The 21,474-nt window shown below is 64.0% G+C and carries 14 protein-coding genes, 1 pseudogene and 2 riboswitches; of the genes and pseudogenes, 12 read left to right on the forward strand and 3 right to left on the reverse strand.

All coding sequences use genetic code 11. The features are described 5' to 3' along the window. The coding region (locus IEX97_RS10975) for a transposase (protein ID WP_188883030.1) at window positions 1-378 on the forward strand (378 nt) is incomplete at its 5' end. A gap of 170 nt (window positions 379-548) precedes the next feature. Here IEX97_RS10975 and IEX97_RS10980 read toward each other — a convergent pair. Then, window positions 549-1,121, reverse strand: a complete 573-nt coding sequence (locus IEX97_RS10980) for a spore germination protein (RefSeq protein WP_188883032.1) — start codon at window positions 1,119-1,121, stop codon at window positions 549-551. 283 nt (window positions 1,122-1,404) lie between these two features. Here IEX97_RS10980 and IEX97_RS10985 point away from each other — a divergent pair, with 283 nt between their 5' ends. The 4 genes from IEX97_RS10985 to cydC are packed head-to-tail and all read left to right on the forward strand — an operon-like array spanning window position 1,405 to window position 7,596. Next, the gene (locus IEX97_RS10985) at window positions 1,405-2,787 is read left to right on the forward strand and encodes a cytochrome ubiquinol oxidase subunit I (protein WP_188883033.1); all 1,383 of its coding nucleotides are present in this window, start codon (window positions 1,405-1,407) and stop codon (window positions 2,785-2,787) included. Between the two features lie 45 nt (window positions 2,788-2,832). Beyond that, complete coding sequence (cydB, locus tag IEX97_RS10990) at window positions 2,833-3,846, forward strand: cytochrome d ubiquinol oxidase subunit II (protein ID WP_188883034.1); 1,014 nt, start codon at window positions 2,833-2,835, stop codon at window positions 3,844-3,846. A 10-nt stretch (window positions 3,847-3,856) separates the two neighbouring features. Then, window positions 3,857-5,677: a thiol reductant ABC exporter subunit CydD gene (gene cydD / locus IEX97_RS10995; RefSeq protein WP_188883036.1), complete on the forward strand. Its 1,821-nt coding sequence runs from the start codon at window positions 3,857-3,859 to the stop codon at window positions 5,675-5,677. Further along, on the forward strand, window positions 5,674-7,596 hold the full coding sequence (gene cydC, locus IEX97_RS11000) for a thiol reductant ABC exporter subunit CydC (protein WP_188883037.1): 1,923 nt from the start codon (window positions 5,674-5,676) through the stop codon (window positions 7,594-7,596). Before cydD ends, cydC begins: the two co-directional genes overlap by 4 nt. A 10-nt stretch (window positions 7,597-7,606) precedes the next feature. On the opposite strand, the gene IEX97_RS11005 is transcribed toward cydC, so the two are convergent. Together IEX97_RS11005 and IEX97_RS11010 are read right to left on the reverse strand one after the other, a co-directional pair. Beyond that, window positions 7,607-8,623 carry an aldo/keto reductase gene (locus IEX97_RS11005; RefSeq protein WP_188883038.1) on the reverse strand — a complete coding sequence of 339 codons (1,017 nt, stop codon included), beginning with the start codon at window positions 8,621-8,623 and terminating at the stop codon, window positions 7,607-7,609. A gap of 179 nt (window positions 8,624-8,802) precedes the next feature. After that, on the reverse strand, window positions 8,803-10,041 hold the full coding sequence (locus IEX97_RS11010; RefSeq protein ID WP_373289452.1) for a multidrug effflux MFS transporter: 1,239 nt from the start codon (window positions 10,039-10,041) through the stop codon (window positions 8,803-8,805). 226 nt (window positions 10,042-10,267) lie between these two features. On the opposite strand from IEX97_RS11010, the gene IEX97_RS11015 reads away from it, so the two are divergent. From IEX97_RS11015 to IEX97_RS11045, 7 genes and pseudogenes are all read left to right on the forward strand, one after another. Beyond that, window positions 10,268-12,538, forward strand: coding sequence for a glycosyl hydrolase family 18 protein (locus IEX97_RS11015; RefSeq protein WP_229776825.1), 2,271 nt, complete (start codon window positions 10,268-10,270; stop codon window positions 12,536-12,538). Window positions 12,539-12,615: 77 nt separating this feature from the next. Next, window positions 12,616-14,751, forward strand: a complete 2,136-nt coding sequence (locus IEX97_RS11020) for a peptidoglycan D,D-transpeptidase FtsI family protein (protein ID WP_229776826.1) — start codon at window positions 12,616-12,618, stop codon at window positions 14,749-14,751. Window positions 14,752-14,898: 147 nt separating this feature from the next. Next, on the forward strand, window positions 14,899-16,056 hold the full coding sequence (locus IEX97_RS11025) for an ATP-binding protein (RefSeq protein WP_188883041.1): 1,158 nt from the start codon (window positions 14,899-14,901) through the stop codon (window positions 16,054-16,056). A 123-nt stretch (window positions 16,057-16,179) separates the two neighbouring features. Continuing rightward, window positions 16,180-16,376: riboswitch (cyclic di-AMP (ydaO/yuaA leader) on the forward strand. A 4-nt stretch (window positions 16,377-16,380) separates the two neighbouring features. Then, window positions 16,381-17,277: a LysM peptidoglycan-binding domain-containing protein gene (locus IEX97_RS11030; protein ID WP_188883042.1), complete on the forward strand. Its 897-nt coding sequence runs from the start codon at window positions 16,381-16,383 to the stop codon at window positions 17,275-17,277. 302 nt (window positions 17,278-17,579) lie between these two features. Beyond that, window positions 17,580-17,685: riboswitch (cyclic di-GMP riboswitch) on the forward strand. Between the two features lie 157 nt (window positions 17,686-17,842). Then, window positions 17,843-18,685, forward strand: coding sequence for an EAL domain-containing protein (locus tag IEX97_RS11035; RefSeq protein WP_229776827.1), 843 nt, complete (start codon window positions 17,843-17,845; stop codon window positions 18,683-18,685). Between the two features lie 789 nt (window positions 18,686-19,474). Continuing rightward, the gene (locus IEX97_RS11040) at window positions 19,475-20,923 is read left to right on the forward strand and encodes an ABC transporter substrate-binding protein (RefSeq protein ID WP_188883044.1); all 1,449 of its coding nucleotides are present in this window, start codon (window positions 19,475-19,477) and stop codon (window positions 20,921-20,923) included. Between the two features lie 480 nt (window positions 20,924-21,403). Then, window positions 21,404-21,474, forward strand: a pseudogene (locus tag IEX97_RS11045) (ATPase, T2SS/T4P/T4SS family); the annotation flags it as partial.

Genomic DNA, 21,474 nt, shown 5'->3' on the forward strand with positions numbered 1-21,474 from the left:
GCACAGCCCACGCAGGAGGCTGCCAGAGCACAGTTGCGTAGCGTAGTCAAACAGCTCCAGGACAAGTTCCCAAAGGCCATGGAGATCCTGCAGGCGGCCGAGGACGACGTGTTGGCGTTCATGGCACTGCCAGGCGAGCATTGGCGGCAGATCTGCTCCACGAATCCACTGGAGCGCCTGAACCGGGAGATGAGGCGGCGAATGGATGTCGTCGGAATCTTCCCAAACCGGGACGCCGTACTGCGTCTCATGGGAGCCATACTGCAAGAGCAGCACGAGGAGTGGGTGGTATCCCGGCGCTACTTCAGCCTGGAGTCCATGGCGAGATTAAAGCCAGACCAAACACTGCTGACAGCAGAGGCGGTGCTGCAGAAATAGCGATGAGGAGGTGGCGTGGTATGCGGCACGCAAACCCTGGCTTTGCCCCCTAGATGCCCAAATTCGACCGGAAGGAGCGACGTCAAGGGCGTCCACAAGGACGAGCGCAGCGCCCCTTGACGGAGCGACGACGGTCGACAAACTCCCCTGGCGGGGCAAAGTCAACGACGTCACAAACTAGACACAAACGGTGAAATTACACCACTTGACGGGACACTACCATCCGCGATGTACGCCAGCAAGACCTTTGTCCGCGTCCGGTCGCCGATAATGAACGTTTCCAAGACCAGTTGGCGATCGCGCAGTCTGGTACGGATAAGCGACGCATTGGTCTCAATCGATTCGGTAAAACCGTCGCGCGGGCCGCGAATGGCAATCTCAGCCGCCGGTTCTTCGGGCGTGCGGCGGCGGGGGCCCTGCACGTTCACGACAAAGTAATGCCGTGGTGTGCATATGACCGCGTGGCTTTCCAGCAATGCACACGCGGCGTCATCCACTGACTGGGCGCGCGTGAGCTCCCCCAGTTGCAAGGTGTTTTGCAGCCAAGTCTCCAGGTCGCGCCCTGGCCGCGTGTGCGCTCGGAGGATAGGACCGAGCAGGCGTTCCTCAACACGTGTCAGATCCGCAATGGTAGACACGTACACCACGTCCACGCCCACCTCAGGTACCGGGCGTACAATGACGTCGAAGCCATGTTGCAGGGCCTGCACCAGCTTCTGAGTCGTCTTTTGGGTGGACCGCATGTATTCACCTCACCGTACAGGCCGTTCAGATAGGGTGTTCCACCTGTGAGTCCGTCTTCCATTGTTTCCTCGTATTGCGACACCCAAACGGACGCTTGGGGTCCATTTGCACTAGTTCACTTCGCAAGAAAAGAATGACTCACTCTGACCATGCTAAGCATCGCCGATGAGTTAAAATAAAAAACAATTATAGAAAATACGGCAATCATGATCGACGAACCTTCGCATCAGACATCAGGAGAAGGAAACACTTATCCATGAAGGCAAAAGGGGGGCGGGATGCGTGGATAACCTCATCTTGGCGCGCTGGCAGTTCGGCATCACCACCGTGTACCACTTCTTTTTCGTGCCGCTCACGATTGGACTGGCGTTCCTCATCGCGTTCATGGAGACGCTCTACGTGGTGAAAAAAGACGAAACCTACAAGCGCATGGCCAAATTTTGGGGCAAGCTCTTCCTCATCAACTTTGCCGTCGGCGTCGTCACCGGCATCATGCAAGAGTTCCAATTCGGCATGAACTGGTCGAACTACTCGCGGTTTGTGGGCGATGTGTTCGGCGCGCCGCTCGCGATTGAGGCGTTGCTCGCGTTCTTCTTGGAGTCCACCTTCCTCGGCGTGTGGTTGTTTGGATGGGACAAGCTCTCCAAAGGCGTGCATCTGGCATCCATCTGGTTGGTGGCCATCGGCACGACCATCTCCGCGTTTTGGATCTTGACGGCCAACGCGTTCATGCAACACCCGGTCGGATACGTCCTGCGCAACGGCCATGCGGAGATGGCGAGCTTCGGTCAGCTCATCGGCAACGAGCAGTTGTGGTGGGAGTTTCCGCACGTGTGGTTGGGTGCCATCGCGACCGGCGCGTTTTTCGTCGCCGGGATCAGCGCGTACTATCTGCTCCGCCGCCGGGCGCTCGACGTCTTTCGGCGGTCGTTCGCCATCAGCATCGTCGCGGCGGTTGTCAGCAGCATTCTGGTGGCGGTGGTCGGCCACGACCAGGCGCAGTACCTCATGGTGGCGCAGCCGATGAAAATGGCAGCGTCGGAAGCCTTGTGGAACACCAGCCCCGATGAGGCTCCGTGGACGGTCGTCGCCGGGATTGACACGGCCAGGCACCGGAATACGTGGGAGATTGAGATTCCGGATGCCTTGAGCATCTTGGCGTACAACCGCATCCACGGCCGCGTGCCGGGGATCAACCAGCTCCAGGCGCAATTGGAGCAGAAGTACGGGCCGGGCAATTACATTCCGCCTGTGCGAACCACGTTCTGGAGTTTTCGCATCATGGTGTTTGCCGGATTTGCAATGATTGGCCTCGCACTGTACGGGGTGTTCGCGCTCATCCGGGATAAGTTGGAGCAAAGCCGGCGTTATCTGCGTTGGATGATACCGGCCATCGCCCTGCCGTACATCGCCAACACGGCCGGTTGGATCATGACGGAAATCGGCCGCCAACCCTGGGTGGTCTACGGCCTGCAATTGACCAAAGACGGGGTTTCGCCCACCGTTCCGGCAGGACAGGTGTTGTTGACGCTGTTGGGGTTCACCGTCGTGTACGGCGTGCTGGCGGCGGCGGACGTGTATCTGTTCGTCCACTTTGTCCGCCGTGGACCGGAACCGGAGGATGAGGCCAGCGATGCTGTGCAGTTGAACGTGGCGCCGCTGTGACCCGCGGCGCGGGGAATGTTGTGAACGCCAAGGAGGTGCGGGCGGATGTCGTTGAACACCCTGTGGTTTATGATCATCGCGGTGTTGTTCATCGGGTTTTTCTTCCTCGAGGGGTTCGACTTCGGCGTGGGCATGTTGGTGCCGTGGCTCGGGAAGACGGACGACGAACGGCGTGTCCTCATCAACACCATCGGCCCGTTTTGGGACGGCAACGAAGTCTGGTTCATCACGGCGGGGGGCGCCATGTTCGCCGCGTTTCCCAACTGGTATGCCACGTTGTTCAGCGGTTTTTACATCGCGTTGTTCCTGTTGCTGTTGGCGCTCATCGGGCGCGGCGTGGCGTTCGAGTTCCGCAGCAAACTGTCAAGCCCCGCCTGGCGCCGGACGTGGGATTGGGTGATTTTCTTCGGCAGCCTTGTGCCGCCGCTCCTCTGGGGGATTGCGCTCGCCAACCTCATGCGCGGCGTGCCCATCGACGCGCACATGAACTATGTCGGCACGTTCTGGGACCTCATCAGTTTGTACGCCTTGGTGGGCGGTGTGAGCGTGGTGCTGTTGTTCCTGCTCCACGGCGCCTTGTTCATCGCACTGCGCACCGACGGCGTGCTCCGGGAACGGGCGCGCGCTGTCGCCATGGGGGTCGGCGCCTGGGCGACGGTACTCACCTTCCTGTTCGTGGTGCTCAGCTACTTCGAGACCGACATGTTCACCCGCCACGGGATCGATCCCGGTGCTGTGCCCATCCTCGCCGGACTGTCCCTGTTTTCGGTGCAATTCTTCATCCGCGCCAAACGGGACGGGTGGGCGTTTTTCATGACCGGTCTCACCATCGTCCTCTCCACCATCACGGTGTTCATGGACCTGTACCCGCGCGTGATGGTCAGCTCGCTCAATCCGGCCTGGAGCCTGACCATCTACAACGCGGCTTCCAACCCGTACTCGCTCAAGGTGATGACCATCATCGCGCTCACCATCGTCCCGTTCGTGCTCGCGTACCAAGCGTGGAGCTACTGGGTGTTCCGCCAACGGATCCGGGCAGTGGAACGGTTGGAATACTGATGGCGGGTCCGTGTCCATCCGGCACGTGGATGGGAAGGTGTGCGAGCGGATGAACCGGGTGTGGTTTCGCTACGCGCGCAATGCCCAAAGATGGCTGTGGTTGGCGGTGGGTCTCGGGTGGCTGGCGGGCGGCTTGGTCATCGCCCAAGCGGCGCTGCTCGCCCGCCTCGTCCAGGAGGTGTTTCTCGCCGGGACGCCGCCGTCCCGTTTGTTGCCGTGGTGGATGGCGCTGATCGGATTGTTCGCGCTGCGCGGGCTGCTCGCGGCGGGCAGCCAAGGGGCGGCCATCCGGATGGCCGCAGAGGTCAAGGCCGGCTTGCGCGGCATGGTGCTGCGCAAGCTCGTTGAACTCGGCCCCGTGTATCTGCGCGGGCAGCGGGCCGGGGAATGGTTGCATCTGGTCACGGACGGGATGGAGCACCTGGACACGTATTTCGCGCGCTACCTGCCGCAGGTGGCGCTCTCTGCGCTCATCCCGGCCTCCGTCTTTGCGTACGCGGCCGCAGCGGACCGGATCACCGCCCTCGTCCTCGCCCTGACCGCGCCGCTGCTTGTGTTGCTCATGATCCTCATCGGCAAATCGGCGCAAAAGGCGACGGATCGCCAATGGCGGACCTTGGCGTGGTTGAGCGGCCACTTCCTCGACGTGGTGCGCGGCTTGTGGACACTGAAGGTGTTTCGCCGCAGCCGTGCGCAAATCGGCATCATCCGGCAGATCACCGACGAGTACCGCAAAACGACGATGGGGACGCTCCGGATTGCGTTTTTGTCGGCGCTGGTCATGGAACTGTTCACGATGATCAGCACGGCGCTGGTCGCGGTGTCACTCGGTTTGCGGCTCGTCTCCGGCAAGATGGATTTTGCGCGCGCCTTCGCGCTCTTGCTCTTGACACCTGAGTTTTATCTCCCCATCCGCACGGTCGGTGCCCAATTCCATGCCGGCCGTGACGGGGTGAGCGTCTTGGAGCGCATTCTGGCCGTGCTGGAAGCAAAACCCCCGGGTTTGGCGGCCGCTGGCCAGGGCCGCCGGCTCCCTCTGTCCCATCGCGGCTACCGGATTGAGTTTGATCACGTCACCGCCCGCTACCCTGGGGCCAACCGGGATGCGCTGACCGACGTCTGCCTGACCGTGGAGCCCGGCGAGACGGTGGCCATCGTCGGCCCGAGCGGTGCCGGCAAGAGCACCCTGCTCGACGTTCTGCTCGGATACCTGCGCGTGCGGCAGGGCGAGGTGCGGATAAACGGCGTCCCGCTGCAGGAACTCGATCTCTCCTGGTGGCGGGAGCAGGTGAGCTACCTGCCCCAGCACCCCCAATTTTTTCACGGCACGGTCGCGGACAACGTCCGCCTGGCAGGCGGCGGTGAGTCCCAGGCGGAGTCTGAAGCGGCGGAGTCTGAACCGGCGGACGAGCGGGTGCGCCGGGCGTGTGCCGTCGCGCTGGCCGATCGTTTCATCCAGGACTTGCCCCGCGGCTACGACACATACCTGGCCGGCGAGGAGGTCCGCTTGAGCGGCGGGCAGCGGCAACGGCTGGCGCTCGCGCGGGCGGTGTTCAAGGATGGCCCGGTCGTCCTCTTTGACGAACCGGTCGCGGATGTGGACATCGAGACGGAACGCGCTTTGGAGCAGGTGTTGCAAGGATGGCTGCGGGGGCGCACGGCCTTGGTGGTCGCTCACCGCCTCGGCCTCGCCATGCAGGCAGACCGCATCGTCGTCATGGACGGCGGGCGCGTCGCCGAGACCGGGACGCACGCTGAGCTCATGGCGCGCCACGGCGTCTACCACCGCCTGTTCACAACCTACCTCGGAGAGGAGATGGCGGCACCGTGAATGACCGGAGGGAGCGCAGGTTGCGGGCGCACGCATGGTCCACGGTGGCCATCCTGGTCAGGTTCCTGCGCCCGGTGGCCGGGCGGGCCGCGATCGCGGTGGGTTTAGGGTTTCTCACCGTGGCCGCGAGCGTGGCCATGATGGCCACCTCCGGCTACCTCATCGCCGCCGCGGCGTTGCGGCCACCCACCATTTTGCTCTTATGGGTGCCGATTGTCGGGGTGCGGTTTTTCGGGCTCGCGCGCGCCGCATTCCGCTATCTGGAGCGGCTCGTCTCCCATGACGTGACGTTTCACATCCTCGCGGGCTTGCGGGTGTGGCTGTACGAACGGATTGAGCCGAATCATCGCCTGCTTGCCGACCGCCGCAGCGCGGAGGTGCTGGATGCGGCCGTGGCGGACGTGGACAGGCTCCAGCACCTGTACCTGCGGGCGTTCTTCCCGCCGCTGGTCGGCGTGCTGGTGGGTCTCGGGATGCTGGCGTGGCTCGGGCGTTACGGACCGTGGCTCGCTGTGGCGTGGGGGTTCGGCGCGTTGACCGCCGCCGTGGCGGTGCCGTGGTGGACGCACCGTTGGACGCGGCGGGGGCAGTTGCGGTTGGACGCCGTGCGGTCGGCACGCATGTCGGCTGCGGACGAACTGTTGCGCGGGTTGCTCGACGGGGCGTTGCCGGCGCGCACCGCCGCGGTGCTCGCCGAGCTCGAGCGCTTGGAGCGGAAGGAACAGCGGGAGCAGGCGCGGCAGGGATGGCTGCAGGGCGCGTCGGACGGCCTGTTTGTGTTCGTCACCCAGGCGACCATGGCCGCCGTGCTCTGGGTGGGGATGCAGATGTTCAGCCATGGCCGCCTCGCCGGCGTGCTGTTGCCGGCCATCGCGCTCGGTGCGCTGGCCAGCTTCGAGGCGGTGGCGGCTTTGCCTGCTGCGTTTCAACAGTTTGCCCAGGTGGTGGCGGCCGGGGAGCGGTTGCTGCGGTTGGCGCAGTGGGATGCGCCCGCGGAGGCGCCTGGGGCGTCCCTTGCTGCGGCGCGCGCGGTGGCACTGGCAGCGGAGCCTGCAGATAAAACTGCGGTTGCAGCGAGCAAGACGGCGCCTGTGGCGACGCCGGCGGCCGTTGCCGCTGCAGCCGCGCAGGTGCATGCGGCGAACCGGCGGGGCGGGGCAGGCGTGCCGGCGCTGCGCGTGCGGGGGCTGTGCGTCCGTTATGGGCCCGGGGAACCGTATGTGCTGAAGGATGTGGATGTGGACCTTGACCCTGGCAAGCGCTTGGCCATCGTCGGCGAAAGCGGGGCAGGCAAGACGACGTTTCTCCATGTGTTGCTCGGTTTTCTGCCGTACGAGGCGGGATCGATCACGCTCGCCGGCCGCGAGTTGCGGGCGTGGCCGGCGGAGGATGTGCGCGCCATGATGGCGGTGGTCCCTCAGCGGGGGTACCTGTTTCACACCACGGTGGAGCACAACCTGCGCCTGGCCAAACCGGATGCGAGCCGGGAGGAGTTGGAGCAGGCGCTGCGCATTGCACAGGTGTACGACGTTATCGCCCGGTTGCCGGACGGCTATGCCACCGTCATCGGTGAGACGGGGGCGTTGCTCTCCGGCGGGGAGCGGCAGCGGCTGGCCTTGGCGCGCGCCCTGTTGGCCGGCGCGCCCATCCTGTTGTGCGACGAGCCGACGTCCGCGCTCGACAGCGTGACCGAGCAGGCGTTCATCGAGGCGTTTTTCACGGCCGCGGCAGGAAAATCGGTGGTGTGGGTCACGCACCGCCTCGCGGGGATGGAGCGGATGGACGAGATTGTCGTGCTTCGTGGCGGAAGGATCATCGAGCGCGGCACGCACCGCGAGCTCATCGCCCGCGGTGGCTGGTATGCGCAGATGTGGCGGCTGGAGCGGGAGATGGCGGCGGACATGGCCGCCAAGGGGTAACGGCCGCACGTTACGCCCGCCCGGCCCGCTGTTGCCGCTCGGCCGCGTCGTCGTACGGGTAGCTGACCGGCAGCCGGCTGGCTTCGTCGAGCTTCCGGACGGCCTCCGGCGGCAAGGCCCAACCGCTGGCACCCAGGTTATCCTCCAACTGCTCTAGGTTGCGGGCGCCGATGATGGGGGCGGTGACCGCCGGGCGCTGCAGGAGCCAGTTGATGGCCACCTGCGCCGGCGTCTTTTCGACTTCGCGGGCCACCTCGTGCAAGGCGTCCAACACGTTCCATGTGAACTCGTTGTTGTACCGAGTCCACGCCTCGCTCCAGCCTTGGCGCTCCGCCTGGGCAATCCGGCTGTCTTCCGGCGGGGCGGTCATGCCGCGGCGGAACTTGCCGCTCAGCCAGCCGCCGCGCAGCGGGCTCCACGGAATGACACCGAGACCTTCCGCCTCGCACAAGGGCAAAAGCTCGTACTCCGTGGCGCGGCAGAGCAGGTTGTATTGCGGTTGCAGGCTGACGAACGCTTCCCACCCGTGTTGGCGGGACAGGTCGATGGCCTTCTGCAGCTGCCAGGCGCGGAAGTTGCTCGCGCCGATGTAGCGGACCCAGCCGCGGCGGACGAGATCGTTCAGGGTGCTGAGCGTCTCCTCGAGCGGCGTCTTCGGGTCCCAGGCATGAACCTGATAGAGATCGATGTAATCGGTGCCGAGCCGGCGCAGGCTGGCCTCGACGGCCGCCATGATGTGCTTGCGGGAGAGGCCGACGTCGTTGGGCTTTTCCCCCATCGCGAACCGCACCTTCGTCGCGATCACGAAATCTTCCCGGTTTTTTCCTTTCAACCAGCGGCCCACGATTTCCTCGGACACCCCGCGCGAATACACGTTGGCGGTGTCGATGAAGTTGCCGCCGGCATCCGCGAACCGGTCGAGGATTTGCAAGCTGGTGGCCTCGTCCGCCTCGCGGCCGAACGTCATGGCGCCGAGGCACAACTCGCTGACCAACAAGCCCGTCTTGCCGAGAAAGCGGTATTGCATGCGCATTCACTCCTTTGTGCGCGGCGCGGCTGCCTGCGCCGGGGAGACAGCTGATGCCGCAAGCCCAAGGTCATCCATGTACCATTCTAGCATGTTGGGTGACGTACTTGTATCATTCGCGTGACGATTTTCTATTCGTGTGACTATTCGTTTTTTTGGATACCGGCGGTCCGTGGGTCTCAGCGTGCGGTCCGCATTCGGATGAGCCATACGATGCACAGCGCCGCCGCCAAGTCGCACGCTGCCACCGTCCAGCCCATCGCAGGACCTGCATCCGCGCCGCCGAGGCCCGGCAACGGCGCCACCAGGGCCCCCATGGTCATCTGGCAGACGCCGAGGAGCGCCGACGCGCTGCCCGCAGCGTGTCCGTACCGCTGCATCGCCAGCGACATGCTCGATGTGCTGACCATGCCGACGCTGGCGATGGCCACAAACAACGGCGGCACGACGGCGAAGACGGGAAGGTGCAGTGTGAGCGTGAGTGCCAGCGTAAGCCCGCCGCCCGCGGCCGTCATCACGCCGGCTGTCAGCAGTTTCCGCTCCCCGAACCGGGGTGCGAGGCGGGCGGTCACCTGCCCCGCGAGGACGATGCCCATGCCGTTGGCCGCGAAGATGAGGCTGTACGCTTGCGGCGTCACGTCGTACGCCTCCTGAAAGACGAACGACGACCCCGAGATGTACGCGAACATGGCGGCGAACACCAGGCTCTGTGTGACCACGTAGCCGAGAAACACCCCATCCCGCAACAGCCCGCCGAACGTGGACAGAATCGGACGGATCCCGCTTGCCGAACGCCGCTCCCGCGGCAGGGTTTCCGGCAACCCGGCCGCCACGCCGAGCCACATCGCGGCGCCGAGTGCGGCCAGCACCACGAAGACACCGTGCCAACGGGTGAAGCGGAGCACCTGGCCGCCGATGACAGGCGCCAGGACGGGCGCGGCACCGTTGACGAGCATCAGCAAGGCATAAAACCGCGTCAGTTCGAGGCCCGCATAGCGGTCGCGCGCCACCGCCCGCGCAATCACGATGCCGGCCGCCCCGGCCAACCCTTGCAGGAAGCGCAGCCCGATGAGCAGCCAGACGGACGCGGTGAAGGCGCACAGCACAGAGGCGAGGGCGTATACAGCCAGGCCCACGAGCAGCGGGCCGCGCCGGCCGCGGGCGTCGCTCACCGGACCGGCGATGAGTTGTCCGAACGCAAGCCCGAGCAGGCAAAACGTCAGGCTCAGCTGCACCGTCGCCGGGCTGGCATGCAGGTCGCGCGTCAACAGCGGCAGGGCGGGCAGGTACATGTCGATGGACAAGGGTGCCAGCGCGGTGAGCGAGCCAAGAATGACCGCCATCACGCCGCGCTGGCCACGCCTGACCTCGGTTCCAGCCTGTGTTTCTGTCGCCAACGCCGTGTCTCTCCCTTGCATGGCTTGTTGGTTCGCCAAGAGGGATTTCACCTTGCTTTGCGAACCGGATCCAGGGTTGGATACCTTCCCATTGTACCTGTCCGGAAACACAGGTGCGAGCAGATACAATGGGAAGGAGCGCCACGGAGCGGGACGCGGGGGAACCCATGCGAGGAACGCCTGGAGGGCACGATGAGAACCTCATACAGGGAAAGGCGCGGAGGGAGCTGACGAGGTCATGACGAGGATGGAGGATCTCCGGGGTCATTCCCGGAAAGGAACAGGAACGCTGCGGGAAGAACAATGCGCGCACGGCCATGGCATGCGGCGCGGCCTGTGGTCCGCGCGCACTCGGCGGCGCCTGTGTACGGGCGTGGTGGCCGGTGCCACGTGGCTCACCGGCGCGTCCGCCGCGCAGCCGCTGGCGTGGTTCGCCAGCGCCGACGCCGTCCCGGCGCAGGCGGTGGCGCTCTATCAAAAGGGGTTGGCGGAAAAAAGGACTCACCCCGACGCAGCGCTGCAGGACTTTGCCGCGGCGGCGCGCCTCGCACCCCGGTGGGAGGCGCCGGTGTACGAAGAGGGCGCCCTGCTCGCGGTGCGCGACTTTGTCAAAGCCGTCCCGGTACTCCTGCGGGCGGCGCGCCTCAATCCCAAAGATGAAGCCGTCTGGAACGTGCTCGGATGGGGGTATTACCAGCAGGGCCGGTTCCAGGCGGCGGAGTCGGCGTTTCGCCGCCAGCTTCAGGTTGACCCGGCGAGCCCGTACGCCATCTGGGGGCTTGCCAACTGCGAGGCGAATGCCAAGGTACGGGCGTTCGCCAAGGCGCGGGTGCACCTGACCGCGCTGCTGAAGGTGCCGGCGCTGCGGCCGCGCGCGGCGCAGATGCTCGCGAAGCTGCCGCCGGACGCCGTCGACGCGCATGTCGCACCAAACGATCCGGTCCGCGTCGAGGACGCCATCGCCATGCTGTTGTCCTACCGCTCCGACATCCTGCCGGCCGGGGGAAGGACGGCAGGGGCGGACGCGCAGGCAGGTGCGGGCACGGCGGCAGGGGCTCAGGCGTCCGTTGTGCCGCGGGCGGCCGACGGCCGGCCGGCAAGCACGCCGGTGGTGCCGTACATCGCCTGGGCGGTGCGGCACCATCTGATCGATCCCGCCGCCATCCCGTCGTTTCACCAGTCCGCGTCCCGCCTCTTCCTCGCGTTGCTCCTGGCGAAGTACTACGGCCTCAACGCCTTCTCGTACGTCCGGCCGTTCCCGTTGACCGACATGCAGGGCGTGCCCGTGGACCAGCAGATGGTGGTGAACAGCGTGATCGCCAACCGCCTCATGGCGCCCGTCACCGCGCATGCGTTCCAACCGCAGGGGACCATGACGCGCGCCGCATTTGCCGCCGCGGTGGCGCACGCCAACCAGGTGATGGCGCATCCGCCACAGCGGCAACAGTGGCTGACACCCCCGCCGCCGGTGCGGACGGCACCGCCGTGGCTCTTGTTCTTCAACACTTCGGACCCGCCGTACACCGTGCAGCAGGACGATCTGCTCCAGCACAAGGCATGGCTCGACGCGGTGGGATTTACGGCGTTTCCGTTTTACCGCGACCTGCCTGCCGGGGTGGCCGCGGTGCGCAGGCAAGCGGACGGGACGTCGTGGCTCGCCACCATCCAGTCCGCCGCCCCGGCGGAAGCGGCGGCATGGGACGCCGCCTTGCGCGCCGGGGTGGCGCCGTACTTGGTGCTTGGCAACTACAGCCAGGCGGCGGGCCAGCCCGATCCAGCTCTCGTCGAGCAACTGCTGGCCACCGCGGCGCAACAACAGGCGGTGGTGGCCGAGGTGGTGCAGGTCGCCAAGCGTTGCCACGCCGCCGGCGTGGTGGTCGATTTCGAAAACCTGCCCGGCCGTGACCGCACGATGCTGACCGCGTTCGTCCGCCGCCTGCACGCGGCGGCGCAGCAGGCCGGGCTGTCCGTGCTGGTGTGCTTGCCGGAGCGGGATACCCCGGATGTGGGCAGCGCGTACGACTACGCCGCGCTCGGGGCAGCCGCGGACCGCGTGATGCTCATCACGTACGATGAGCACACCCCAGGCAGCCGGCCCGGGCCGGTGAGCGACTGGACGAACACGGACAGGGTGATCAAGTATGCGTTGCAAGAGATTCCGGCTGGCAAACTCCTCGTCGGCGCCGCGGCGTACGGATACGATTGGCGCGGGTCTTCGGCCGCGGAGGTTTCGATGGCACAGGCGCAACAACTCGCCCGTGCGCACGGGGCGCAGGTCCGTTGGGAGGCGCGATCGCAGACGCCGTGGTTCACCTACACGGATGCAAAGGGGCAACGGCACACGGTGTGGTTTGAGGACGCGCGAAGCATCGCCGCCGTGGCCCGCCTGGTGCAGACGTACGGACTGGCCGGGATGGCGGTGTGGCACTTGGGCGCCGAGGACGCGTCGTTTTGGCAAGCGGTTCAGGCCGCGTGGGCGGGAAACGGGCAGACCGGCCGCGCCCCCGGGGCCGGTTGACCTCATGTTGGCCTGCGTCCACTTGGTCGCCGCGGGACGGCCGTGATAGGATGCCTGTGTGAGGAGGCGTGTCCATCGTGAAGTGGCGCAGGACAAAAAGCAAACAAGCCAAAAAACGGCGCAACACCCAGGCGCTGCAGCCCGACATGCCGGTGGCCGAAGCGCACCGGCGGCAGGTGGTGGCGCGGACAGGCGTCCTCTACGGGATGGTGTTCTGCGCCATGTCGGCGCTCATCGCCCGGCTCGGGTATTTGCAAATTGCCAAAGGCAGCGAGTTCCGCACCATCGCCAGCACCACGATGCTCAGCCGGATGGCGGTGCTTCCGGCACGGGGCTGGATCTACGATGCAGGCGGGAACATCCTGGCGTACGACAAGCCGTCGTTCAGCATTTACCTGACGAAACTGCCGCCCGGCAGCGGACAGGACATCGCGGCCATCGCCCGCCGCTTGGCGCCGGCGTTTCATACGACGGCAGCCAAAATCCTGGAGGCGATCCAACAGAACCAAGACCAGGCGCAAGTGCCGCTGTTCCGGGGCGTGACGAATGCACAGCTGGCGTTCATCGAAGAGCACAAGTCGGAGCTGCCTGGCGTCAACATTGTTCCGGAAGGGCAACGGGTCTACCCGTTTGGCGATCTCGCCGGACAGGTGCTGGGCTATGTGGGAAGCATCGGTCCGCAGGAATTGTCGCAATACAAAAAGTGGCATTATCTGCAGAACCAAATTGTCGGCAAGACGGGCATCGAGCAGGAGTACGAGCGCCTGCTGCAGGGTCAGGTCGGTTACGAGGTGGTGCAAACCAACAACCAGTTCGTGCCGCTCAAGGTCCTCGGGTACGACCCGGCACCTGTCCCGGGGAAAGTCTTGCAATTGACGCTCGACGGCCACCTGCAGGCGGTGGCGCAGCAGGTGGTGATGGACGCGGTGCAGAAGGTCAATGCCGGCACCAACAACGTGTACAACGCGGCCGCGGTCATGCTCGACGTCCGCACCGGCGGCGTGTTGGCGATGGTCAGCTATCCCTACTTCGACCCCAATTGGATGCTTTCCGGCGAAGCATATACGAAGCACTTACCGTATCTCTCCCAATCGAGCGCGGAGATGAACCACGCCATCCAGAGTCCGCTTTACCCGGGCTCCACCGTCAAGCCGGCCAACCTGCTCACGGCCCTGAAGGAAGGTGTCATCACGCCGAAAACAGGCTTTTACGACCATTACATCACCCGGATTGGCTTGTCCACCGTGCATGACGACGACGGCCACGGCTGGGTGGATCCGGTGAAGGCCATCACGGTGTCGTGCGACACGTTTTTCTACGAAGTGGGGCTGTGGTTCGGCAAGTGGTTCGGCAGCACGGACGCATCGGGTGGCGGGCCGGATCACGGAAAGGACTACCAGACGTGGTTGGAGACGGATTTTGCCCGGGGCATCAATGCGCTGTTCGGCGGCGAGGCAGCGTTCGGCCTCGGCCAGTTGACCGGAATCGATTTGCCGAACGAGCAACCGGGCCGGTTCTACATCGAGGACGCGCGTCAAGGATACATTCGCGTGCCGTATGACCTGCAGGCAGCGCAAGATGCCATCCGGAAACAGGGCTACTACGTCAACTACGGTTCCCCGGCCGATCTCGCCTACGCCGGCATCGGCCAGTCGCAGGAATTCACCCCCATTGAGCTGGCGCAGTACGTGGCGACCATCGCCAACAACGGGGTCCGCCTGCAGCCGCACCTGCTCGACAAGGTGTACCCGCCGAACACCCGGCTGCCGGGCAAGGCGAAACCCTTGTTCGTGTTTCACCCGCAGGTGCTCGGGCGCATCCAGGCCAAGCCCGAGTATTGGGACATTGTCCACCGCGGCATGTACGGCGCCGTGAACGACCCGAGCGGCACGGCGTACGGAGCCTTCATCGGGACGCCCTACAAAGCGGCCGGGAAGACGGGGACGGCGCAAATCACCATCGGCGGCCGGCAGGTGGACAACTCGGTGTTCATCGGCTATGCACCCTACGACCATCCGCAGGTGGCGGTCGCCGTCATGGTGCCCGGCGCGGGCTATGGCGCGACGACGGCGGCGCCCATCGCCCGCCAGCTGTTCGATACGTATTTCAAAGAGCATCACGAATATTTTCCGAAAGACCAGTGGGAAGACATGAAGGTCCCGGCCGATTGGAGCCAGTCGCCCGCGTACACGGTGCCAGAGAACGCCCGTTGACGCGAAGCGCGAAACGCGAAGCGCGAAGCGCGCCTCCCCATCCGCCTCCCCTCCTTTGCAGCAAACAAAGGATGGGCGAGAGGAGGATTTTCAGAATCTATGACGAAGTGAAACCTGTTTGAAACGAGTTCAAAGAGGGATACCCAGGTGAGACACCACGCGTGCACGCTTCCGCGGTACGAAGAGCGGTCCGTGCGGGAGCAACTCGCGACCCTGACGTTGTTGTTCAACAGTATTCACGACGGCTGTTATGAAGTCGATTGGACAGGCCGGTTCCGTTACTTCAATCCTTCGTTGTGCGACATCCTGGGTTACTCGCCGGAGGAGCTGCAGCAGTCCACCATCCGGCAGGTGTTGGGGCGCAGGGCGTATGTCGCGGCGATGCGTGACCTGGAGCGCCAGTACCGATGGGACGACCCCATCAAGGCGTACGGGTTGACGTTTCAACGCCGGGACGGCAAGGTGTTGGACCTGGAAATCTCCCGGACCGTGGTCCGCGGCGAGGGCGGGGTTCCCGTCGGTTTTTGCGGGATCGTCCGCAACATCACCTACCGGAAGCGCGCAGAAGCGTTCATGCAACAGGCGGAGAAGCTGGCGGTGGTGGGCCAGTTGGCGGCGGGTATCGCCCATGAAATCCGCAACCCCTTGACCACGCTGAAAGGGTTTGTCCAGTTGCTGCGGGTCGCTCGTCCTGTCAAGCCGGAACACTTGGAGATCATGGATGCGGAGTTGCGGCGCATTGAGCGGATCGTCCAAGAGTTCCTGCTGCTCGCCCGTCCGCAGCCCGCCGTATGGCAAACCCACGATCTGGCGCAGGTGCTCGACGACGTCATCGCCCTTCTCGACACGCAGGCGCTGATGAGAAATGTCCGCATCTGTCGCGACTACAGCCCGGTCCCGCAGGTCGTCTGCGACGTCCATCGCCTCAAGCAGGTGTTCATCCACATCCTCCAGAACGCCTTGGAAGCGTCGGCGGCAGGAGGGATGGTGCATGTGGTGTTGCAACCGCGCCATGAGGGCGTGGTGGTGCGCATCGTAGACCAGGGGGCGGGCATGTCGCCCGAACGGTTGGCGCGGCTCGGGGAACCGTTTTATACCACAAAAGAGAAGGGCACCGGGTTGGGACTGATGGTGAGCCGGCGCATTGTCGAGGCCCACCGTGGACACCTGTGCATTGCGAGTGAGGAAGGGCGAGGGACGACGGTGGAGGTCATCCTGCCGGCGACCGGACCGTGGACAGCACGCTGGACGGAACGTACGCGGAACGAAGGGGAGACGCAGACGGAACTCACCCGTACTCGGTGATGGGAGCGGGCAGGCGGATGGAAGACATACCCTATGCGGACGGATGCAACAAGCAGGTTGCATACGGGAGCATCTATCGCTATAATACCTCCCATAGTTTTATCGTTGCCAGCGTAGCGAGGTAAGAGGATCAAGCTGAATCTTCGGCGGTCGCCGAAGTACGGGGGATGTGGCTGCCGTTCCGGCGGCTTTTGGTCGTGCTGCGGCTTTCTTGAGCCCGCGCGGCCTTGGGGTTAAGTTGCGCAGCAATGCTGCGCACCGGGTTGTCTCCGCAATCCGCACCCGACAACTAACCTCGGAAGCAAACAAAGGGAGGATTCCTTGTTGCCATCGCGAATGCGTCATTCTGCGGTCGGTTTGTCGTTTGCCGTGACGTGTCTGGCCGGTGTGACACCGTCGTTTGCCATGACGTACACGGCTCAGGAACATGATACGTTTTGGTCTCTGGCACGGCGGTTTCACACCACGGTTTCGGCGTTGGAGAAAGCCAATCCCAAGGTGGACCCGCTGAACATCTACCCGGGCCTGAAGCTGAACATCCCTGGCAGCGCACCGCGCAAGACATCCACGAAGGCGAAATCCGCCAAGGCTTCCCCCGTGCAGAAGGTCCTCTATACGGTGCAGCCGCGTGACACGCTGTGGTCCATCGCGGTGCGGCACCACGTGACGGTCGCCGCCATCGTGAAATGCAATCCGGGTGTGGACGCGATGCACCTGCGGCCTGGCCAACGGCTGGTTTTGCCTGGCGGTGCGGCGGGATCGCAACAGTCGGCGGGAACGCAGAAGGTCAAGGCGCTGGCGGCACAATTGGTGAAAACGCACGTCAGCTTGTCCGGGCGCTCCGGGAGCCAAGCTGTGGTCAGCGACGGACCCGTGGTGCCGGGCCCCAACGGGCAGCCCTTGCCGTATGCGAAGGCCATCGACGCCGTCGCGACAGCGTACACCGCGCACGACAACGGCGTGTACGGCGCGCGTGACTACTTCGGCCACCCGTTGCAGTTCGGCACCATCTCGGTGGACCCGCATGTGATTCCCCTTGGGTCCACGCTGTACATCACCGGGTATCACTTTCCGGGGCTGCCTGCGGACGGTTTCATCGGCCATGCCACTGATGAGGGCGGAGCCATCATTGGCAACCGGATTGACATTTACCTGCCCGTGTCGACGCAGGAAGCCCTGCAGTTTGGCGTCCAGCACGTCAAGGTGTACGTCCTCAAATGAACGGCGGAGGGTTTCCGCACCCTCCGCCGCGCACGTACCTCTCTCGTTGCGCATGCCTCAAACGCGCTCATGGTGCTCTTTGGTGTCCGCCGGGCTGCCGCGTGCCGGATAACCTTAACGAGCGCCGAGTGGTGCATCCCTTCGTTTCGTCTTGCTCCCATGCTGAAACGTGTCGACAAACGGAGAGGATTTCTATCCCGTTTGTCGAAATGGAATCACGGTCTTCCCACACGGCAGCGCCGTGCGGCCGGCCGCCTGCCGGCGAGCGGCAATCGCTGTGCCGGGCGGGGGCGTCACAACATGATACTGAAGGGCAAACCAGTGGAAACGCTGGGACGCAAAGCCACGGGTCTACAGACGAACACCGGCTGGTTCGCCGCGTTCGTCCATGATCGCCGGGTTGCCGCCGCGGTTTGCGGCGTTCCTGAAGGACGAAATCGGGATGGCGCAACTCGGGCAGCATGGGTTGCGCATTTTTTGCGTCCACGCACCCCTCCGGGCGGTGCGGGGTCCTGTGCGGACCGCTGGTTGCCGCAAACTGTCGGGAGAAGGCGAGGGGTTGGGCATGTGTCGCCGGGATGACAACCTAGACACGCAACACGCCGGTGACCGGGCGGTGGGCGCGGATGACCAGATGCAGGCCATCTTGGAAGAGAAATCGCTTTACGTGGTATACCAACCCATCGTGTGTCACCAAACACGGCGGGTGTTCGCCTGTGAGGCACTGAGCCGGCCGCACTGGCGCGGGGAGTCGGTTCCGCCGCAGGTGTGGTTTCAATGGGCTGCAACGAGCGGCCACATGGTGGAAGCCGACCTCTTGGCCTTCGGGTTGGCGGTGCAAGGTGTGGCCGGATTGCCGGAAGCACAGCGTCGTTTGCCGCTGTTCGTCAACGTGTTGCCGAGCACCCTCACCCAAAGCGCGTTTTTTCATCACATTGAACGTGTGCTCGCCGAGGCCGCGCTGTCTCCGCAACAAGTGGTCATCGAGATTGTGGAGTGGTTGGCGTACGATCCGCCGGTGCTGCGCCAGGTGATCCGTCGTCTGCACGAATACGGAATCCGCGTCGCCCTCGACGACGTGGGCATCGGCGGGGCAGGATTGCGCGCGCTCGTGGATTTGGAGCCCCATTTTATCAAGGTCGACCGTTCGCTCATCCAGGGCATCGCGCAATCGGATGCGCGGCGCAAGCTGCTGCACCTGTTGGTCGAGTATGCGGGCGGAGGCGAGGCGGTGGTCGCCGAGGGCGTGGAATCTTGGCCCGACTTCGAGGCCGTGGCCGAGGCGGGAGTGAAACTCAGCCAAGGGTTTTTGTGGAGTCGCCCCAAACCCATGAAAGATATCTTGACATTCGTCGAACGGTTTGAGTCGGATTCCCGCAACCTGATCCAGAATCCCGCGGATCATTGAGGAAAGATGGATGCCATGCATTTCGGTGCGAACGGGACGGTGTGCCGGATGGCATGGTGTTTGTCCTGGCACGGATACGCGGATGAGTTGCGCCAAAAAGAGGCAATTGAAGAAAGAAGTAAACAGGAGTAGAATCGGGATATGCGGCGCGGTCACCGATGGCCGGATTTTTGACGCCGCGGCATACCGCTTGTGCATCATTTTCTCCATCAGACAGGGGGCGATGTGTCCGGCGGCCCAACGGGTGCGGGCGATGGCAGAAGCCCACGCCGGATCTTCAGCGTGCTGGGTCTGTGTCTTGCACGCCTCTGCGGAGATGAGCCACACAGCATGAGAAATGGAGCTGAGCTGAGGTCACCGCACAGGAGAATTCATAGACGGAGACAGGTGAGGCCGTGGCAGAACCACGAGGCGAGGATCAGACGGGCCGAACACACATTGCGCGGCGCCGCCGGAAGACGGTGTGAGGCAGACAGACGCCTGGGATCCATCCTTTACAGGGCAGGCATGGTCACCAGTCCCTGTCCGCACGCGCGGCAGGGAAGGAACAAGCAGGACGAAAAGGGGGAACGACAATGGCACGTGGCTGGACCAAAGGAGCGGGCATCTTGGCATCCGCGGGGCTCCTCTGCTCGCTCATCGGCAGCGCGGGCACCAGTGCCTTGGCCAAGGCGAACGACAGCGGCAAACCGGTTCTCGGCGGCAGCATCCAGCTGGACATGACAGCGGTCGTCAAAGACATCGATCCCGCGCGCGTACGACACGGCCTCGACCGAACTGACCGACGAGATGTACGAGTCGCTGGTGCAGGTGGCGTACAAGTCGGTGCAGTTCAAGGTGGCACCGGCGCTGGCCACGGACTGGAACGAGTCGAAGGACGGGAAGACGTGGACGTTCCACATCCGCAAGGGGGTCACGTTCTGGAACGGGGATCCGGTGACCGCCCAGAGCTTCGTCGACGAGATGCAACGGATCTTGACGCCGAAGACCAAGTCGCCGTTTGAAACCTATTTCGATCCACTCATCGTGGGGTCCACCGCGTATCACAACGGCAAGGCGAACAAGATCTCCGGCTTGACCACGCCGGACAAGTACACGCTGGTCGTGCATCTGACCCAGCCGGAGCCGTTCTTCCTGCAGGTGGTCAGCCAGTTCTGGCACGCGGTCGACATGAAGTTCATCCAGAAGGTCGGGGACACGGCGTTTGATTCGACGCAGGCCATGGGCACCGGCCCGTTCATGCTCAAGAGCAAGACGCCGAACCAGTACGTGCTCGTGCGCAACCCGCACTACTGGCAGAAGGACCGGTACGGCAACCGGCTGCCGTATCTCAATCAGGTGACCATCACCGAGACCAAAAACCCGCAGCTCATCGGGATGCACTTCCAAGAGGGGCAAACCGCGCTGTTGGGGAACAGCACGGTGGGTATCCCGCCGGCCGTGTACCCGCAGTTCATCAGCGACCCGAACCTGAAGAAAGACTTGGTAACCCGGGCTCTCAACGCGGTACGCTACCTGGGCATGAACGTCAAGACGAAGCCGTTTGACAACGTCTTGGTCCGGCGGGCGCTCGAGTACGCCATCAACAAGCAAAAGGTCTTGCAGTTGGTGAACGGCCGCGGCACCATCGCGGATCAGCCGTTGCCGCCAAGCATCGACGGGCGCGTACCGAACCTCTCGCAGTATGTCGACTACAAGTACGACCCGGCGAAGGCGAAGCAGTTGCTCAAGCAGGCGGGGTTCGCCAAGGGCTTCACGACGACCTTGTGGTATGAGAACACCCCGACGCAGCAGAAGATCGCGGAATCCATCCAGAACGACCTCAAGCAAATCGGCGTCACCGTGAACCTGCGGCCGGTCGAGTGGGATACACTCCTGAATTTGAATGCGAGCGGCAAGACGCCGCTGTTCCTGCTTGGTTGGATCCAAGATTTCCCGGATCCGTCCGACTTCTTGAACACCTTGTTCAACACCAACGAACAGCCGCAGAACAACTCGACGCTTTACAGCAACAAGCAGGTCGACGCCTGGCTGAACAAGGCGCAGTTCGACACCAATCAAGTGGAGCGGATGAAGCTGTATCGACAGGTGACCATCCAGGTCATGAAGGATGCGCCGTGGGTGCCGCTCTTCTATGATACGGCGGTGTACGCGGTGCAGCCGTGGGTGAAGAACTACTTCCTCAACCCGAACTACCCGTTCGATCCGCTGCAGTACATTTGGGTGGCGCCGCACTGAACGGCGGCTGCACGTGCAGATACGAAGGGCAGGCTAGTGCGCCTGCCCTTTTCATATCCTCCCGCTCGGTCCGTGGCCGCCAGGAGGGAGGGGAAGGGACCGCGGCCGGCAATCCGCAGCCCTCGCCCACCAGTTTATGGTCACCCTTTCCTCGATATGACCCGGTACGTCCGGATTGCCTGGATTTCACATCCCCCGTCCGGTTGATGTACAATATACGCGAGCTTGGCGATGAATAGAAGCCATGGGTGCGATAAAGGGTATTGAGCATGGCGGGTCCCTGCCATGCTCTGCCCTTTCGTGCACGGTGCGGGTCAGGTTGTGCCGGACGAGGACTGAACGAGCGAGGAGGATGTCGTGGTGTCGCAAACCAACACACCTGTCCGCGATGCGCTGTTCCACTACTTCCACGGTCCCAATTTGGGTTACGCGCTGGAGTTGTACAGCCAGTACCAGGCGGATCCGGAGTCCGTGGATCCCGCGCTGCGTGCGGCGTTGCGCCAAGACCCGGACGTGATTTTAGTGGGTGAGATGCGCGACCTGGAGACGAT

The sequence above is a fragment of the Paenalicyclobacillus cellulosilyticus genome (assembly GCF_014647315.1).
GTDB lineage: Bacteria > Bacillota > Bacilli > Alicyclobacillales > Alicyclobacillaceae > Alicyclobacillus_J > Alicyclobacillus_J cellulosilyticus.

Coding starts and splice junctions, on each gene's coding strand:
- IEX97_RS11035 (WP_229776827.1), top strand. CDS start 17,843: ATGTGTCGCCGGGATGACAACCTAGACACGCAACACGCCGGTGACCGG.
- IEX97_RS11010 (WP_373289452.1), bottom strand. CDS start 10,041: ATGCAAGGGAGAGACACGGCGTTGGCGACAGAAACACAGGCTGGAACC.
- cydB (WP_188883034.1), top strand. CDS start 2,833: ATGTCGTTGAACACCCTGTGGTTTATGATCATCGCGGTGTTGTTCATC.
- IEX97_RS11015 (WP_229776825.1), top strand. CDS start 10,268: ATGGAGGATCTCCGGGGTCATTCCCGGAAAGGAACAGGAACGCTGCGG.
- IEX97_RS11040 (WP_188883044.1), top strand. CDS start 19,475: ATGTACGAGTCGCTGGTGCAGGTGGCGTACAAGTCGGTGCAGTTCAAG.
- IEX97_RS11005 (WP_188883038.1), bottom strand. CDS start 8,623: ATGCAATACCGCTTTCTCGGCAAGACGGGCTTGTTGGTCAGCGAGTTG.
- IEX97_RS10980 (WP_188883032.1), bottom strand. CDS start 1,121: ATGCGGTCCACCCAAAAGACGACTCAGAAGCTGGTGCAGGCCCTGCAA.